Source organism: Devosia sp. Root685 (assembly GCF_001427875.1).
Taxonomy (GTDB): domain Bacteria; phylum Pseudomonadota; class Alphaproteobacteria; order Rhizobiales; family Devosiaceae; genus Devosia.
The window spans coordinates 149,321-165,083 of record NZ_LMHK01000004.1; the positions used below are offsets into that span (position 1 = coordinate 149,321).

The window sequence follows — 15,763 nt, forward strand, 5'->3', positions numbered from 1 at the left end:
AAGGCGGCCGGTGCTGGCCGCCTTTCTGCTCGAACAGACTTGGGAGGACTATTCGGCCTTGGAGTAATTGCGGATAGGCGAGACCACATTGGTCGTCTGCAGATCCACAACGGTTTCCTTGTTGGTGAGGTAGATGATGTCGCGACGATACATAGGGGCGTAATAGGCATTTTCGACGAAGTAGCGGCCGACATCCTTGTAGAGCGCATTCTGCTCGTCGCCCGAGGCATACTGGACCTTGTCGATGAGTTCGAGGAGAGCCGGGTCGGCGACCTTGGACGTGTTCCAGGGGCTGTCGGGGAAACCGAACTTGCGGATTTCCGACCATTCGCCCTGATAGCCGAACTGGAAGACATAGGCCGGGAACTTGCCGGAGCGCAGCTCGGTAATGACGGCGTTGGGCGCAATCTTTTCCCACTTAACGGTGATGCCGATGTCCTTGAGGAATTTCTCGACGATGGGATTGAAGGCGGCGTAGTTGGCGGTTTCGGGCAGAAGCAGTTCAAACCCATCGGGGTAGCCGGCTTCGGCGAGAAGCGCCTTGGCGGCAGCCGGATCGAACGGATAGACCTCGTCCAGTTCGGGCACATAGGCCTGGCTCGTGGACGGGAAAATCTGATCCGACAGGCGGCCATAGCCGAGGTCGACGAACTTCAGGATGGACGCGCCATCGAAGGCCATGTTGAGCGCCTTGCGGACACGCAGATCGGCCAAGGCCGGCGCGATCTTGCCCTCGCGATCGGCGATGATCAGGCCGAACCAATCCACATCGACGCGATTGAGCACAAGGCCATTGGCCTCGGCATCGGCGACGGCACGGGCCTCGCTGATGCCAGCATCGATCTGGCCGGATTTCAACGCATTGAGGCGGGCCACATTGTCATTGATGGGCGTGATCGTGACGCGCTCGAACGGGAAATCGGCGGCGTTCCAATAGCCGGGGTTGCGATTGTAGACATACTGGCGGCCGGCGACAGAGGTTGTGACATCGTAGGTATAGGGGCCGGAACCGATGGGGCTGTTTGCCGATCCTTCGACGCCGAGGGTCGCGGGCGACGCCATGGCGCCGCCGACGACGGCAAGGTTTTGTAGCAGGCCAGGATCGGGCTCGTTGAGGCGCAACTTGACCTCGGTGGGCGAGACAACTTCGATCTCCGAAATCGAGGCGGCCATAAAGCTGTTCTGGCCAGCGCCGTTCTTGAGATATTCAAGGTTTGCCTTCACCGCTTCACCATCGAAGGGCGTACCATCGGTAAAGGTGATGCCTTCGCGCAGCTTTAGGATCAGCTCGCTGTTGTCGCCGTTATAGGTGTATTCGGTGGCCATGTTCGGGCCGATATCGCCGTTGGCCTCGCGAACAAGCAGCGTGTCGAAAACCGGCGACCAATACTGGAGCTGATGGCCGATCATCAGCTGGGCGCGGTCGAAGCTGACATTGTCGATGGTCGCGCCAAGTGCCAGCGTATCGGCGTCATTCGCCACTTGGGCCAGGGCTGCGGGCGCTACGCTCAACATGAGAGCGCCCGCCAGAACGGCAGAAAGAAGCCGCTTGTTCATATCATATCCTCCCGGAGCCGCCCGCGTTGTCCGGGTTCGGCTTCCTCTTTGGCCTAGCAGGCCCGGTGATAAACGAGAAATGCAATTTCCTGCAGGAGCGATAACTGGATTTGATGGATAAACCCGACACCCGCACGAAAGACATTCGGTCGGACAACGAGTTGCCGTCGGGCCGAAATGGCGCTTTGGTCGAGGGCAAAACGCGTCAGTAGCGCGCGTCTCCGAATGGCCGTGGGCACCTCATGCCAGGTGCAGCGTATGTGGCGAGAGCGGTTCGATAACTGACACCGGTTTCCTGCCCGAATGACACCAGCAACATGCTACCGATGGTGGTCGAAGCCACACCAGTTGGCGTCAACCTCGCCGGCGTAAGGAATAGCCGGTTGGGCTCCGGGTTTGAGACAGGCCAGGCTTGCGGCAATCGCAGCACGGTGCATTGCCTGCTCCAGGTCCAAGCCGGCATCAAGGCCAGCGGCGAGATAGCCGCAGAACGTGTCTCCGGCCCCCACTGTATCGACGGGATCAACTGGATGCGCCGGGACTGAAATGATCCGGCCATCCTTGGTGGCAGCGCTTGCGCCCTTGCTGCCCAGCGTCACGATGATGATCTGTTGGTGCCGCTTGGCCCAGTCGGACATCGCTAGATCGATATCGCCGTTGCCGCCCCCACATAGCAGCGCAAACTCGGTCTCGTTGGCGACAACGATGCTCGCCTTGGGCGCGATCGATGCCGTGGTGTCGAGAAAGGGAGCCGTATTGAGAATGGACGTAATGCCCCTCGCCCGCGCCAGATCCAGCGCCCGCTCCGTTGCTGCCTGCGGCACCTCCTGCTGCACCAGCAACACGCCACCAGCGAGGTCCGCCGACGCCTCTTCCGCATCGGCCTCGGTCAGACTGGCATTGGCACCGGGTAACACTGCAATGACGTTCTCGCCGTCGCCATCCACGAAAATCATCGCGATGCCGCTCGGTCGTTCGACGGACTTGACGCGTGAGAGATCGACGCCGTCGCGTCTAAGGAGGTCAAGCGCGAGCGCGGCGAAGGCGTCCTGCCCCACTGCAGAGACATGCCGGACCTCGGCGCCCGCACGCCTTGCCGCCAGCGCCTGATTGGCGCCCTTGCCGCCGGCGGCCATCGAGAACGTTCCGCCGGCCACGGTCTCGCCGGGCCTGGGCAGGCGGCTGACGGTGCCAACCTGATCCAGATTGGTCGAACCGAAAACGATGATCATTGCAGCCCCTTTGTCATGAGTTGCGGCAGGCTCAAGCGAGCGGTATGCCCTTGTTGCCCTTGTCGCGTTGGTAGATGGCCGAGAGATCCGCATAGGCTGCCTGCAGGCCGTCCAGACGCGACAACAGATTCGCGCGATCGCCGCTATCCAGACCTGCAACCATTTGCTTCAGGCCCTGACTCCGGAAAAACGCATTGGTGCGATTGTAGAGCGGCCTGTCGGGAGGCGCTGCGACGCGATCTGGATCGGGGACCGCGTAGACCGCCTGCAAGATCTGGATGTCATATGGAATTGCAAAGCTGTCGCGGCTGTCCTCGTAGGTGAAGAGATAGTAGAAATTATCAAATCCCGACCAGGTGATGCCGGACAGGCAGAGTGAGCAGGGCTCGTGCGAGGTTAGGAAGATACAGTCCTTCGTTGCTGGCCGTTGCTTTTCGGGCAGTTCGAAGAAGCGCTTGATGGCGTGCATTTCACCATGCCAGAGCGGGTTTTCAGTCTCGTTGTTGGTTTCGGCCACAACCACCGACAGATCGGATTTGCGCAGGATAGCCGCGCCAAAGAGCTTGTTGCCCTGGGCGACAGCGCTCGCCGTCATGGGCACAACGTCATGCTCGATGACGTCGAGCAGGCGCGAGATGAAGTTGACTCTTTCCACGTAGATGCTCCGGGCCACGAGGCCAATTTGTCTTGGTTCTTGGTAATTATGCGCACACGGCGTCGAAGTGGTCCGGGCCGAACTCTTGGTCACCGCGGATGGGCTTCCTGCCCTTTGACCTAACCGCCGGCACTGCCGGCGGTTAGGTTCTGCAAGGCCGCTTCAGTTCGTTGCCAGCGCGTCCATGAAGGTTGCTTTCACCCTCTCTACATCGAGGTTCAGGCAAACCCTGACCGGGGCGCGGCCAGACGTACGATAGGTTCGTCCGATTTCTTCGCCGTCCAGTTTCACTGCCAGCGGAGTGCTCTCGGCCTCGAACATTTCGGGGTGCAGCGCCGCCACGATCGTCATTGGATCGTGAAAACCGCAACCCGCTTCGCCAACCGTCTTGTAGAACTCGAGATAGAAATGGCTGATATCCTGCAAAAAACCGCCATGTCTGGGGTTGAGCTTGGCCATCTGCGAGAAATCGGCCGCCTTGAGGATCAGGCTCATCGTCACGTCGAGGCCGACCATAGTGATGTCGGCTCCGCTCTGCAGCACGACATCAAGCGCATGCGGATCGTGCCAGGTATTGGCCTCGGCAAATGGAGAAACATTGCCGTGGCGATCAAGGGTACCGCCCATGAAGACGATACTTTTGATGTTCTTGATGAAATCGGGATCGAGATCGATGGCTGCGGCCACGTTCGTCATCGGACCGACGGGGCAGAGCACGATTTCGCCTGGGTTTTCCCGCGCGATGCGGCTCAGGAATTGCGCGGCAGATTCTCCGATGGCCTTTCCCGTGGGCTCTGGCGCCGGTAAGTCGCCGAGGCCTTCTGGTCCGTGAACGTGAACGGAAGGTTTGAAAGGCGGCAGTGCCCTTGGGATATTGGCGCCCTCGGCAACGGGTACCGAAATTCCAAGCCGTTCGGCGAGATAGAGCGCGTTGCGGGTACCTTGCGCAGCTGTCACATTGCCAAAAACCGTCGTCAGACCGAGTAGCTCGATGTCTGGATGTAGCGCAGCGAAGGTTATGGCCATCGCATCGTCAACGCCGGGATCTGTATCGATGACGAGTTTCATTGGTTTCAGTCTCCTAGAAATTTTGGGCAATGCCCCTTGGCCTGGAATCAGGCAGCGCTTTTCCGGGCGATGCGTCGGCGGCGCATAGCATGCACAAGCAGAGCAAGGATTGGGACGATGTAGGGAACGGTCTGCACAAGCTCACTTGGCAGCCCCCCACCCTGCATGGTGATCGAGATCGTTTCCGCCGTGCCCAGGACGACGGCGGACAACATTGTGCCGAGGGCACTGCCACCGCCCATGACTTCTGCGGCGAGCGCGATGAAGCCGCGGCCTGCCGTCATGTTCTGGCCAAACCAGCTGACATATCCCATGGAGAGGAATGCACCCGCCACGCCGCCGAAAGCACCCGAGGCTGCCAATGCCCAGAACTGGTAGCGCCTGACATTGACGCCGGCCGCCGCTGCGGCCTCCGGCTTTTCGCCCACGGCCCTCAGGCGGATGCCCACTGGAGTGCGGGTCAGAAAGAGTGCCACGAGAGGCGCGGCAAGAAAGGCCGTATAGGTCAAGATGTGATGGCCGGACACGGCCATACCCACCAGCGGCAGATCCCCCAGCAGCGGGATATCGATTGTCGGCAGCGTCTTGCTTGGCAGTGAACTGGACACGCCCTTTGATCCGGTGATCAGGAAAAGCAAAAGCGTTGTGCCGGCGGCCGCAGCAATGTTGATGGCTATGCCCGAAAGGATCAGGTCGGCCTTTGCGACATGCACCGCCGTCGCCAGCAAAGCGCCCAAGGCAGCGCCGATCAATATGGCAGCCGCAAGACCGAGCAAGGCGCTGCCGGTGAAGGCGCTAACGACCACACCGGCAAAAGCACCGGCAAGCATCATGCCCTCGATGCCAATGTTCAGGACGCCGGCACGGGTTGAAATCAGCACACCAAGTGCAGCGAGGGTGAGCGGCGTGGAAACCCTGAGGGCGACAGCCACGAATTCGGCGACGGACGAAGCATCCATTTCAGTGGGCCTCCGCCTTGGGCAGGCTCTTGGTGAGCCCGGCCGAGCGTTCGCCGGACACCAGGCGCAGCAGCATGGGGTTGCGGATGATGGCGGCAGCGGTCGCGATCAGCAGCACGAGCGCATTGATCAGCCCAACGCCTTCGATGGGCACATCGAAATTGCGCCCCACCAGGTCGCCGCCGACCTGCAGATACGCCAGAAACAGGGCCGAAGGGATAAGCAAGAGAGGGTTGTCGCGGGCGAGGATCGCCACCGTGACACCGACCCAGCCGGTCCCAGGCAAGGCTTGCCAGGAGAAGCGCGTATAGAGCCCCAGCATTTCGATGCCGCCAGCAAAAGCAGCGATGAGGCCACCCAATGCGGCAGAGCGCACCATGACGCGACGCAAGGGCAGACCGAGATGCGCGGCGAACGAGGGATTGGAGCCGACGAGACGCGCTTCAAATCCCCCTGCCGTTCGAAACAGGTAGATCGCGCCACCAATGCAGGCCAGCAGCGCCAATACGGTGCCCAAGTGGATGCGCGTGCCGGGCACGATGCGCGGCAACTGTGCTTCCAGCGGGATCTTGTAGGACGCCATAGCACCGGCTGCCGGATCGCGCAGGAAGTAGTTGAGCACGAAAAGGCCCACGAAAAGCGCCACGAAATTGAGCATGAGCGAGGTCACGAGTTCCGACGTGTCGAAATGAGCGCGCATCACGCCGGGCAGGACGCAGACCGTGGAGCCGATAACCGCACCGGCGGCGAGCGCCACCGGCGCAGCGGCCCACCAGGGCATTGGCAAGAGCAAGGCGGCCGCGACGGTTCCGAGACCACCAAGATAGAAGGCGCCCTCGACGCCCAGATTGAACATGCCGGAGCGGAACATCAGCGCGACTGCGAGGCCGCACAACATCGTGGGCGTGGCCATTTCGACGATATTGCCGAGATAGCGCAGGTTGCGAAATGGCCCGAAGAGAAACGTCTCCAGGACTCCCACCGGATCCTGGGTGGTCAAGGCCAGTGGCAGCATGACTGTTATTACGACGATGGCGAGAATGACGATGGTCACAATCGCCGGGGCGAGAGCTTTGCGGCTCATGCTGTTTCCTCCAGTCCGAGCATGAATGGCCCAAGCCTATCCGGCGTAAGCCCGTCGATAGTGTCGAACCGTGCGACGATGCGTCCGCCAAACATGACCACGATGCGGTCCGAAAGGGTGAGCAGTTCGTCGAGGTCCGAGGTCACCAGCAAAATGCCGACGCCCGTGCCAGCCATGTTGCGCATACGCTCGTGCAGGAAGGCGGCGGCGGCAATGTCGATGCCGCGCGTCGGTTCATCAGCGATAAGAAAGCTGGGGGCCGACGCGAACTCGCGCGCCGCGATCAGCTTTTGCGCATTGCCCCCCGAGAGCGCCGACAACGGCGCTTCCGGGCCGGGAGAGCGCACTCCATATTCGGAAATCATATCCCTGGTGGCCTCGACCATCTTCCGGCGATCAAGCAGCGCGCCCATGCGGTAAGCCGGTTTGCGATGCGCCCCGGCAACGGCATTGTCGACCAACGACATCGACATGGCGCTGCCGTCTTTGTGGCGGTCCGCCGGTAGGTGCGCGAGACCGGCCGACCGCCAATCTCGCGTGCTGCCGGACTTCATATCCCGCCCGCCAAAGACGATTGTGCCGCTTTCGGCTGCCTTCCGGCCGGACAGCAAGGCCACGAGGCCCTGCTGGCCGCCGCCATCGACACCAGCAACACCGACGACTTCGCCAGCATAGATCGTCAGGTCGAGATTGCTAACGCGTTCGCCCGGGCGACCACGCGATTGCGACACATTCTTCAGCGCCACCAGCGGGGCGCCGACGCTGCGGCTAGCCCGCACGGGGCGAGCGACACTCGTTGCGCCACCCATGACCAGCCGCGACAATGCGTCGTTGTCGAGATCGGCCAGTTGAGCGTCGCCGACGACGCGGCCCGCTCGCAGCACGGTGACGTGGCTGGCCAATGCACGCACTTCGCGCAGTTTGTGCGAAATGAACAGGATGGTCAGACCGGCGTCGCGCAAATGACGAAGACGGGTAAACAGCTCCTCCGTCTCGGGCGGCGAGAGCACTGCCGTTGGCTCGTCAAGGATCAGCAAGCGAATATCGCGTGATAGGGCCTTGAGGATCTCGACCTTTTGCTGCGCTGCCACCGACAATGTGCTGACGCGCGCGTCTGGATCAACCGCCAGGTTGAAGCGCTTTGACAGCGCCGCGACCCGCCGGCTGGTCTTTTCTCGGTCGACGAAAATACCCGACCGTTGCTCCTGACCCAGAAAGATGTTCTCGGCGACGGTCAGCGAGGGCACCAGGGTGAAATGCTGATGCACCATCCCGATGCCCTGCTCGACCGCTGCTGCGGGCGAGCGAATTTCGGCCACGCCGCCATCCAGCAGAAGACGACCGGAGCTTGGCTGTTCGAGGCCAAACAGAATTTTCATGAGCGTCGACTTCCCGGCACCGTTCTCGCCGGAAATCGCGTGGATGACGCCGCGAGCAACCGAGAAAGAAACCTCGGTAAGCGCCCGCGTGCCATTGCCATACGCCTTGGATATCGCCTCGAAGGCGACCAGCGCGTTGGAAGTCATCTCTTGCCTACGGGCGAACGCTGTCGCGCAAGGCAGAGAGAGCGTTGGTGTCCATGCCGAACGCGCTGCTGACCGTCGTCTTGCCACCAACGATGGCCGCTTCAGCACTCGCTATATCCGACTTGAGTTGTTCAGACGCGATCTTCTTGAAATTGTCGGTCTGAGCAAGACCGATGGCCCCTTCGACAATCCCGAGAACTTCGGCCGAACCGAAAGGCAATTCCTCGCTCAGGAAGAGTTCAAAGGCGCGGGCGACGGACACGTCCACACGCTTGAGCATCGAACTGACGATCTTGTCGGCCATTTCAGCATCCGTCGGGCGGATGGCAGCCTCTTCGTCGGAATTGCAGCCAATCGCGAGTTTGCCGACTTCCTTTGCCGCAGCAAATTGACCAAGGCCGGCCGTACCGGCGGCGGCAAAACCGATGGCCACGCCCGAACGGTACTGGGCGAGCGCCAATTCCTTGCCCTTGGCCGAATCGTCGAACGAATTGGCATAGGAAATGGCAATCTTGACATCGGGCGTCACCGACTGGGCACCCTCGATATAGCCGATCAGGAAGTCATTGATGACCGGGATGTCGAGCCCACCCAGGAACCCCAGCGCAGCGCCCTGGTCGGTTGCAACAGCGCCATCACGAACGAGACCCGCGGCCAGCATGCCGGCCAGGTAGGAGCCTTCATTCTGCTTGAAGAGCACCGAATAGACATTCCCGAACTGGCCACCGGCATAGTCCATCGTGCCGTCGATCAGGACATACTTCTGATCGGGATAGCGCGCTGCAACATCGGCCAGCGGATCGACCATCTGGAAGGTGATGACATAGATCAGATCATAGCCCTGCTCAGAAACGTCCTCGAGCGTCGGCAGCCACTTGGTCTGGTCAAAGCCCATTTCGATGACCTTGATCTCCACGCCCTCGCCGTGCTGCTTCTTGATCTCGTCAAAGCCAGCAACGCCCGAGTCGAAGAATGACCGGTCGCCCAGATTGCCACTGACCAGAAGCACGATCTTTTTCGCTCCCTGTGCCCGAGCGACCGGGACACCGGCCGCCAGACCAAGTGCCAACGCGAAGATGCCAGTCGATACGGTGCGGCGCGTGACGCGGTTGCCATTCATTGTGTTTCTCCCCCGGGAATCCCTCCTGCAGAAGCCCATCCCGGCAAAGCTCTGCACGCCGTCAGTTAAACGGTTTTCTGACGTTAAAAAACCGTTTAACTCCTGTCAATAGATGATGTATGAAGCTTAAGAAGCGGGCAGATTGCCTCAAAAATGCGCCATCGACGGAGGGGCAAGATGGCAACAATCAGGGAAGTTGCGACGCTGGCGGCGGTGTCCATAGCCACGGTTTCGCACTACCTCAACAAGACCAAGCCGGTCACCGAAGAGACTGGGCGGCGCGTGCAGGCGGCGATCAATCAGCTAAATTATCAGCGCGACGATATGGCTGCCTGGCTAAAGACGGCCGGAGCGCCTGTTGTCTTCATCGTCTATCCACATGCCGACACGTCTTTTTTTGAGGACGTCGCCGAGGAAATCGAAGCCTGCCTCGTGCCTCATGGCCTCAATGCCCTTCGTGTGCGCAAGTCCACGATAGACCGCATGCTGGAAGGCGGCGCCCTGCGATCGTTTCTGACGAGATCGGCGGGGATCATCGTACTCGGCCACTCCAATGAATGGCCCAACAACGCCGTCGAGGCGACCTCCATTCTCCCCAGCGTCATGCTCAATTGGGACGACTTGAATGGCTTCATTGAGCAGGGTCTGCACGAACATCTCGATCAAGGCGCAGCGACGGCCATGGCCTATCTCGCCGAGCGTGGTCACCGTAATATCGGCCTGATGACGGGCCCCTTATTGGAGAGAGGGCGCGGGCTTCTGAACGGAGCCTTGGCGAGCGCTGGCTCGCTGGGGCTCAATATCGCGCCGCAATGGATCGTACAGTCGTCCTATGACCTGAGGGATTCGTCCAACCAGGCCCGCAAGATGCTCGAGAGCACGGAACGGCCAACCGCCTTGTTCACCTTCGGAACGCAGTTCGCCTTTGGCGCCCTGCAGGCCTGTTACGACCTCGGCATCCGGGTACCGGACGACATCTCCATCATCAGCTATATCGAGTGTCGCCAGGCGGACTTTTCGGCGCCTCCGCTCACCACGGTGGCCCCATCCATTGCGCAGTTGGCCTCGCATGTCGTTGACCGCATGGTGGGGCTGATCAGTGGCAACGCGGTGAACATTCAAACGTCTCTGGATATTCAGATCGTCGAACGATCCAGCGTCAACCCGTTAAAGACCTCTCATCAGTAGCCAAGCGTCGCTCGGCAAATGGCGGATCTCTACCAGGACCGCCTGTTCATCTGGTCGGTCATCGCTTTGCAAAACCGCTGAAGACTCGGAGGCATATCGCGGGAGTCCCTTACGGCCACGCTTAGCGTCTGCGTCATCCCGGGTTCCGACAAGGTGCGCATGGTTAGAGATCTGTTGCCGACCTCGAAAACGACATCGAGCGCGCTCAACACGGATATGCCTGCCCCAATGGCGACCGCCTTCTTGATGAGGCCGATGGAGTTAGTCGTCAAAACCCTGTCCAGCCGCTCAATACTGCCCGACAGCAACGCATCGAGGAGTGGTTTGAGGGTAAGCGTGTCGTCTGCGAGGACCATGGGGTAGTCCACACAATCCGACAATGTGACCGCAGGTTTGCTCGCCAATGGGTGATCAGGCGTGGTGACAATACCGACCGGCACATCCCTGCTGCTGACGATCCAGAAATCGGCGCTGCGGCGCAGGTTGAAAGCCACCACCGCGTCGAGCCGCCCCGCTGCAAGGCTCGCCGTCAGGTCGTCGCTTCCCCCTACCGTTACGGTGCAACTGATGCCAGGTAGGGCAGCGCGAAGAGCCGCCAGGGCTGCGGGAAACAGGTGTTCCGCGACGCTTTCGTTAGCTCCTATGGAGACGTGCAGCTTTTCCTTCCCGCGCAGGATTTCAAGCGATCGGTGCGTTTCATCCAGTTCGAGGCGCCACTTTTCGATCAACGCCAGGAGAACGCGCCCCGCCTCCGTCGCAACCACGCCCCTGGGTAGGCGCTCCAGCAGCACGATGCCATATTCGGCTTCGAGATTGAGGATGTGACGGTTCACGGCAGAGGCCGAGAGGTTCAGCACCTCCGACGCTTTTCTGATCGACCCGCTCCGTACCGTTTCTTCAAAACATCGGGCGGATGCCGTTATTATGGGCATTCTTGTGCTTGCTCTAAATTGGCGCACAGGCCGTGCGCTTTTCTCTTCTTGTTCCCTGCCCAGCTCGATTCCTAGGATTGGTCAGCAAGGGGATCGACATGAAATCAATCATAGCGGCGGACGCGGTTCTGACAATGGATCCGACACGGCAGGTCATCGACGATGGCGCAATCCTCGTTGAGGGCGATGTCATTCGCGCTGTTGGAACACGAGAAACACTGGAACGCGCAAATCCGGGCGTTGCCGTGCGCCGGATGCATAATCGCCTGCTGATGCCGGGATTGGTGAATACCCACCTCCACTCAGGCGTGCTGCGTGGCACGGCTGAAGGCCTGTCTGTTTGGGAGTGGTTGCAGCGCTATATCGACCCCATGCACCGCGTGCTCACGGCTCGCGATGCGGCTGCCGCATCCTGGATCAGCTATGCGGAAGCAATTCTGTCGGGAACAACGACCGTCGTCGATATGTGGCGGTTTATGGAAGGCGCCGGACATGCCGCGAGCACATTGGGCAATCGCACCATCATGGTGCCCTATGTCGGCGAGCACGCCGATTTCGACTACTTTGATCACCTCGACGATACGGAACGGCTATTGGAAAGCTGGCATGGCAAGGCCAATGGCCGGGTTCAGGTCTGGGTCGGCCTGGAGCACGCCTTTTACGCGACGGAGCCAGCGCACCGCAGGGCAATCGAGCTGGCGCAAAAATTCAATACCGGCTTCCACACCCACTCCAATGAAGCGGAAGTGGAACTACGGGAAATGCATCGCCGATATGGAATGCGCTCCATTCCGGCCTTAAAGAAACTTGGATTGCTTGACGCACCGAAGACGCTTTTGGCCCACTGCGTTTGGCTCGACGACGATGAAATCGAGCTAATTGCAAAGTCGGGCGTCGCCGTGGCACACAATCCGACCAGCAATATGAAGCTGGCCAGCGGCGCAGCACCCGTCGTCAAGCTCAGAGCGGCTGGTGTTCCAGTTGGCATCGGCACGGATGGCGAGAAGGAAAACAACAATCTCGACATGTTCGAGGAAATGAAATTCGCCTCGCTTCTGGCCAAGCTGGCAAATCTCGACGCTGCCGCTCTGGACGCCTGGGACACGCTCGAAATGGCGACGATCGAGGGCGCGCGAGCGATCGGCATGGCCGACCAGATCGGCTCATTGGAGCCGGGCAAGAAAGCCGATATCATCGCCGTGCGAACAGACACGCCGCGCATGACCCCGCTCATCGGCGGCAAGGATGGCAACCTTCACTACAATCTCGTCTTCGCCGTGCAGGGGGGCGACGTCGACTTCTCCATGATCGACGGCAAGATAGTCGTCGAAAACGGGCAGCTCATGACGTCCGATCTCAACGAACTCATTGCCGAAGTTCATGCGATCGTCCCCGTCTTGTTTGCACGCAGAGACGCCTGGCTCGCTGCTAACGGCGGTGGTGCCATTACGGCGATCGCGTGATCCTACATTATCCGGCGCAAGCAAATACTAAGCAGGCCGCTTCTTGCGGCCTGACATCTAGACATGGACAGATCAAAAGCGAGGATGAAACGTTCTGATGACTGCTTTTGACGAGTGCCGTTGAGGCGCTGGATGTCTGGAATGGGGTCGGCTCCCGCCGGTCGGCGACGCGCCCCATTCCAGTCGTTCGATCTGTGGGTTTGAATTCCCGAAAGCAGCCGTTTGAGCCGGCGGAACGCTGACCGAACTTAGTGGTCACTTCCTCAGGATTGCAATTTGACGAGGATGCGACCGCCCACTCAACGATGACACAGTTGCCCACCACTGCCGCTGCTGCATCGAGTGGCCAAGCAATGGCGCGGCCGCTTCGCACGGAGCATGCCCGGCATGGGCTGTTTTGCGCTATTTGCCGTGCCGCCGGCCAAAAAAAGCTGAGCGACTTCATTTGCCGCAACAGCACTTCTTGTCGTTTTCTTGAAACGACTGACCCTGAGGCCCCTCTATGGAACCTCTAGATTGGCGCCGTTGAGGCACGGACGATGAGGTCTGGGTCGAGCACGGCCTTGATCGGTGGGCCATCGTAAGTTTTTTCGAGGCGGTTGTTGAGCAGTTGGAGCGCCATCTGGCCGACCGAGAAGGGGTGTGAGTTCACACTGGTCAGGGGAGGCTCCATCGAGCGCGCCCAAAGGCTATTGGCGATCGAGATGACCGAAACGTCCTGGGGGGTTCGGAGGCCAGCCTCGCGCAATCCTTGGAGGACACCCATGGCGGTAATGTCATTGCGCGCAAAAATTGCCGAGAACGCCACGCCTTCTGCGACAAGATCCATCACTGCCTTGCGCCCGGTGGCTTCTGAGGGCTGATCGTAGATGCGCACCAGTTCGGGTCGGACCGGAATCCTGTGGGCCCGCAGCACATCGTTATATCCATCGACGGGTGAGAAACCTGGCAGGATGGGCAGGCCCTCAATATAGGCGATGCGCTGGTGCCCGAGCTCGACCAGGTGCTCGACGGCCTGCTGGGCGGCCATGCGATAGTCGATCCGCACGCCGTCGCAAGTGACATCCTTCGGCCAACGACCGATATAGACCGCCGGCTTGCCGACATGGAGAAATTTCTGCATGCCACGCGTTCCACGCTCAGTCGAATCCGGGACGATCAAGGCGCCGCAGATAGACGGATCTGAAGCGCTTTGCTCGAGCACCCGGTCTTCCGTCGTGACCGAATAGTCGGACTGGCTGGCCATGAGCCGCAGGTCGAACCGACGCGCCTCTTTTTCGATGCCATTGACCATCTCGCCGTAATACGGATTGGAGAAGGTGGGCACGACGACAGCCACCACTTTTTGGGCGGGCTGGGCCATGAAGGCCGTCTGCACGGCGCCTGACACGAACGTGCCCCGCCCCGGCTGCCGCTCGAGCCGCCCCCTTTGCACCAGATCATCTATGGCCCGACGCACCGTGGTCCGGGACAGCCCCAACTCCTCAACAAGCTGCCGCTCCGAGGGAACAGCTTCGCCGCGCGGATAGACGCCCGCATCAATGCGCTCAACGAGAAGATCAATTAAAGTACCGGTCTTGTCCATTTCAGCCTATTGACGCTTTTTGTGATACATGTATCATACCACTAACGAGATGAACGAGGAGTGACAAGGCCACTTACGGCAACAGAAGCTCACGCTTCCCGAACAGATGGCCAAAAGCCGGCTGATCTGAGGATTTGTAGCGTGAATTTCGGCAAAGATGGAACCGTAAACAGTCTTTTTGCTCCGCGCCCAGGGCGTGATGCGGTATCTTATATAATACCGGTATCATGAACTGGTCCAGCTAAGTTTTCCGGCGGTGCACAAGTTTTGCACCGTCTCTCACACAAGAGGACGTTTATGAAGAAGGGATTTGCCCTAATCGGTGCGGGACTGTTTGGTCAGCGCCATGCGCAGGCCTATCAGCGCCACCCCCTGGTGGACTTCAAATATGTCTGCGATCTCGACGCGGCCCGCGCAAAGTCCGTTGCTGAGACTTATGGCGCAGCCGCCTATACGACCGACTTCAATGAAATCATGGCCGATCCCGAGGTCGTCGCCGTTTCGGTAGCAACACCTGATCCGGCCCATCGCGATGCAGTGGTGGCGGCCGCTAGAGCTGGCAAGCATATCCTGGTTGAAAAGCCGCTGGCCACCACGGTTGAAGACGCGGAGGCCATGATTGCAGCCGCCAACGAGGCCGGCGTCAAGCTGATGGTCGACTTTCACAATCGCGCCAATCCGCCCATGGTCGCGGCACGCGATGCAGTAGCCCGCGGCGATATCGGCAGGCCGTCTTATGTCTATACGCGGCTGAGCAACACCATTGCCGTGCCGCGCGATATGCTCAAATGGTCGAGCCAGTCATCAGCATTGTGGTTTCTGGGCAGCCACATGATCGATGTCGTCGGCTGGATTCTCAATGACAAGCCGGTGCGCGCCTATGTCGTTTCCCGGGACGGCATTCTGAAGGATTTGGGAGTGGATGCGCCCGATTTTCATGTCGCCACGGTTGAATATGAAAGCGGCACTGTGGGGGTGTTCGAGCACACCTGGATCCTGCCGGACACCTACAACACCGTCAAAGATCTCAAGATCGAGCTCCTGGGCAGCAAGGGCGCCATCAATATCGATGGCTCGCATAACCGCACCATGGAACTCTATACCCAGCAGAAGGGCGCTTTCCCTGACATGCTGGTGCCTCCGTTTGGGCCGCACCTGACCGGTTTCGTGCTCGATGCGGTGGTGCATTTCGTCGAGGCCGTACTCTTTGACAAGCCCGTGCTCGCGACCGGTGAAGAGGGTCTCGCCAATACCAAAATCATCAGCGCGCTGATCGAGGCTGCCCGTCTGGGCCAGCCCGTCCAGTTGCCACGCTGATCCGGGAAGGACGCGCGCACGGCGCAGCATCGGCTCGGGCAGGCCAAGGAAATTCTGCGAACGGCGCTGAACGTTTC

The 15,763-nt window shown here is 60.2% G+C and carries 13 protein-coding genes; 3 read left to right on the forward strand and 10 right to left on the reverse strand.

The features are described 5' to 3' along the window. Positions 1-48: 48 nt before the first annotated feature. The 8 genes from ASD83_RS18100 to ASD83_RS18135 form a co-directional block, all read right to left on the reverse strand. Entirely contained in the window at positions 49-1,557 is a 1,509-nt protein-coding gene (locus ASD83_RS18100; RefSeq protein ID WP_056313594.1) for an ABC transporter substrate-binding protein, read from the reverse strand. A 320-nt stretch (positions 1,558-1,877) separates the two neighbouring features. Then, positions 1,878-2,789 carry a ribokinase gene (locus ASD83_RS18105; RefSeq protein ID WP_056313595.1) on the reverse strand — a complete coding sequence of 304 codons (912 nt, stop codon included), beginning with the start codon at positions 2,787-2,789 and terminating at the stop codon, positions 1,878-1,880. A gap of 31 nt (positions 2,790-2,820) precedes the next feature. Beyond that, positions 2,821-3,450, reverse strand: a complete 630-nt coding sequence (locus ASD83_RS18110) for a nucleoside deaminase (protein ID WP_056314056.1) — start codon at positions 3,448-3,450, stop codon at positions 2,821-2,823. Between the two features lie 156 nt (positions 3,451-3,606). Further along, entirely contained in the window at positions 3,607-4,512 is a 906-nt protein-coding gene (locus ASD83_RS18115; RefSeq protein WP_056313597.1) for a nucleoside hydrolase, read from the reverse strand. A gap of 47 nt (positions 4,513-4,559) precedes the next feature. Beyond that, on the reverse strand, positions 4,560-5,471 hold the full coding sequence (locus ASD83_RS18120) for an ABC transporter permease (protein WP_056313599.1): 912 nt from the start codon (positions 5,469-5,471) through the stop codon (positions 4,560-4,562). Between the two features lies 1 nt (position 5,472). After that, positions 5,473-6,555, reverse strand: coding sequence for an ABC transporter permease (locus tag ASD83_RS18125; protein WP_056313601.1), 1,083 nt, complete (start codon positions 6,553-6,555; stop codon positions 5,473-5,475). Then, positions 6,552-8,081: an ABC transporter ATP-binding protein gene (locus tag ASD83_RS18130; RefSeq protein ID WP_056313602.1), complete on the reverse strand. Its 1,530-nt coding sequence runs from the start codon at positions 8,079-8,081 to the stop codon at positions 6,552-6,554. The genes ASD83_RS18125 and ASD83_RS18130 overlap by 4 nt, the downstream gene beginning before the upstream one ends. 7 nt (positions 8,082-8,088) lie before the next feature. Beyond that, the gene (locus ASD83_RS18135; RefSeq protein WP_056313604.1) at positions 8,089-9,201 is read right to left on the reverse strand and encodes a BMP family ABC transporter substrate-binding protein; all 1,113 of its coding nucleotides are present in this window, start codon (positions 9,199-9,201) and stop codon (positions 8,089-8,091) included. 177 nt (positions 9,202-9,378) lie between these two features. On the opposite strand from ASD83_RS18135, the gene ASD83_RS18140 reads away from it, so the two are divergent. Further along, complete coding sequence (locus tag ASD83_RS18140) at positions 9,379-10,389, forward strand: LacI family DNA-binding transcriptional regulator (protein WP_056313606.1); 1,011 nt, start codon at positions 9,379-9,381, stop codon at positions 10,387-10,389. 29 nt (positions 10,390-10,418) lie between these two features. On the opposite strand, the gene ASD83_RS18145 is transcribed toward ASD83_RS18140, so the two are convergent. After that, positions 10,419-11,321: a LysR family transcriptional regulator gene (locus tag ASD83_RS18145; protein WP_056313607.1), complete on the reverse strand. Its 903-nt coding sequence runs from the start codon at positions 11,319-11,321 to the stop codon at positions 10,419-10,421. A gap of 32 nt (positions 11,322-11,353) precedes the next feature. On the opposite strand from ASD83_RS18145, the gene ASD83_RS18150 reads away from it, so the two are divergent. Beyond that, complete coding sequence (locus ASD83_RS18150) at positions 11,354-12,784, forward strand: amidohydrolase family protein (protein WP_244489235.1); 1,431 nt, start codon at positions 11,354-11,356, stop codon at positions 12,782-12,784. A 511-nt stretch (positions 12,785-13,295) separates the two neighbouring features. On the opposite strand, the gene ASD83_RS18155 is transcribed toward ASD83_RS18150, so the two are convergent. Then, positions 13,296-14,369 carry a GntR family transcriptional regulator gene (locus ASD83_RS18155; RefSeq protein ID WP_056313610.1) on the reverse strand — a complete coding sequence of 358 codons (1,074 nt, stop codon included), beginning with the start codon at positions 14,367-14,369 and terminating at the stop codon, positions 13,296-13,298. 297 nt (positions 14,370-14,666) lie between these two features. Here ASD83_RS18155 and ASD83_RS18160 point away from each other — a divergent pair, with 297 nt between their 5' ends. After that, entirely contained in the window at positions 14,667-15,686 is a 1,020-nt protein-coding gene (locus ASD83_RS18160) for a Gfo/Idh/MocA family protein (protein ID WP_056313611.1), read from the forward strand. Positions 15,687-15,763 lie beyond the last annotated feature (77 nt).

Excerpts from the sequence above, each read along its gene's own strand:
- ASD83_RS18100 (WP_056313594.1), bottom strand. The coding sequence starts at position 1,557 with ATGAACAAGCGGCTTCTTTCTGCCGTTCTGGCGGGCGCTCTCATGTTG.
- ASD83_RS18105 (WP_056313595.1), bottom strand. The coding sequence starts at position 2,789 with ATGATCATCGTTTTCGGTTCGACCAATCTGGATCAGGTTGGCACCGTC.
- ASD83_RS18115 (WP_056313597.1), bottom strand. The coding sequence starts at position 4,512 with ATGAAACTCGTCATCGATACAGATCCCGGCGTTGACGATGCGATGGCC.
- ASD83_RS18120 (WP_056313599.1), bottom strand. The coding sequence starts at position 5,471 with ATGGATGCTTCGTCCGTCGCCGAATTCGTGGCTGTCGCCCTCAGGGTT.
- ASD83_RS18125 (WP_056313601.1), bottom strand. The coding sequence starts at position 6,555 with ATGAGCCGCAAAGCTCTCGCCCCGGCGATTGTGACCATCGTCATTCTC.
- ASD83_RS18130 (WP_056313602.1), bottom strand. The coding sequence starts at position 8,081 with ATGACTTCCAACGCGCTGGTCGCCTTCGAGGCGATATCCAAGGCGTAT.
- ASD83_RS18135 (WP_056313604.1), bottom strand. The coding sequence starts at position 9,201 with ATGAATGGCAACCGCGTCACGCGCCGCACCGTATCGACTGGCATCTTC.
- ASD83_RS18140 (WP_056313606.1), top strand. The coding sequence starts at position 9,379 with ATGGCAACAATCAGGGAAGTTGCGACGCTGGCGGCGGTGTCCATAGCC.
- ASD83_RS18145 (WP_056313607.1), bottom strand. The coding sequence starts at position 11,321 with ATGCCCATAATAACGGCATCCGCCCGATGTTTTGAAGAAACGGTACGG.
- ASD83_RS18155 (WP_056313610.1), bottom strand. The coding sequence starts at position 14,369 with ATGGACAAGACCGGTACTTTAATTGATCTTCTCGTTGAGCGCATTGAT.
- ASD83_RS18160 (WP_056313611.1), top strand. The coding sequence starts at position 14,667 with ATGAAGAAGGGATTTGCCCTAATCGGTGCGGGACTGTTTGGTCAGCGC.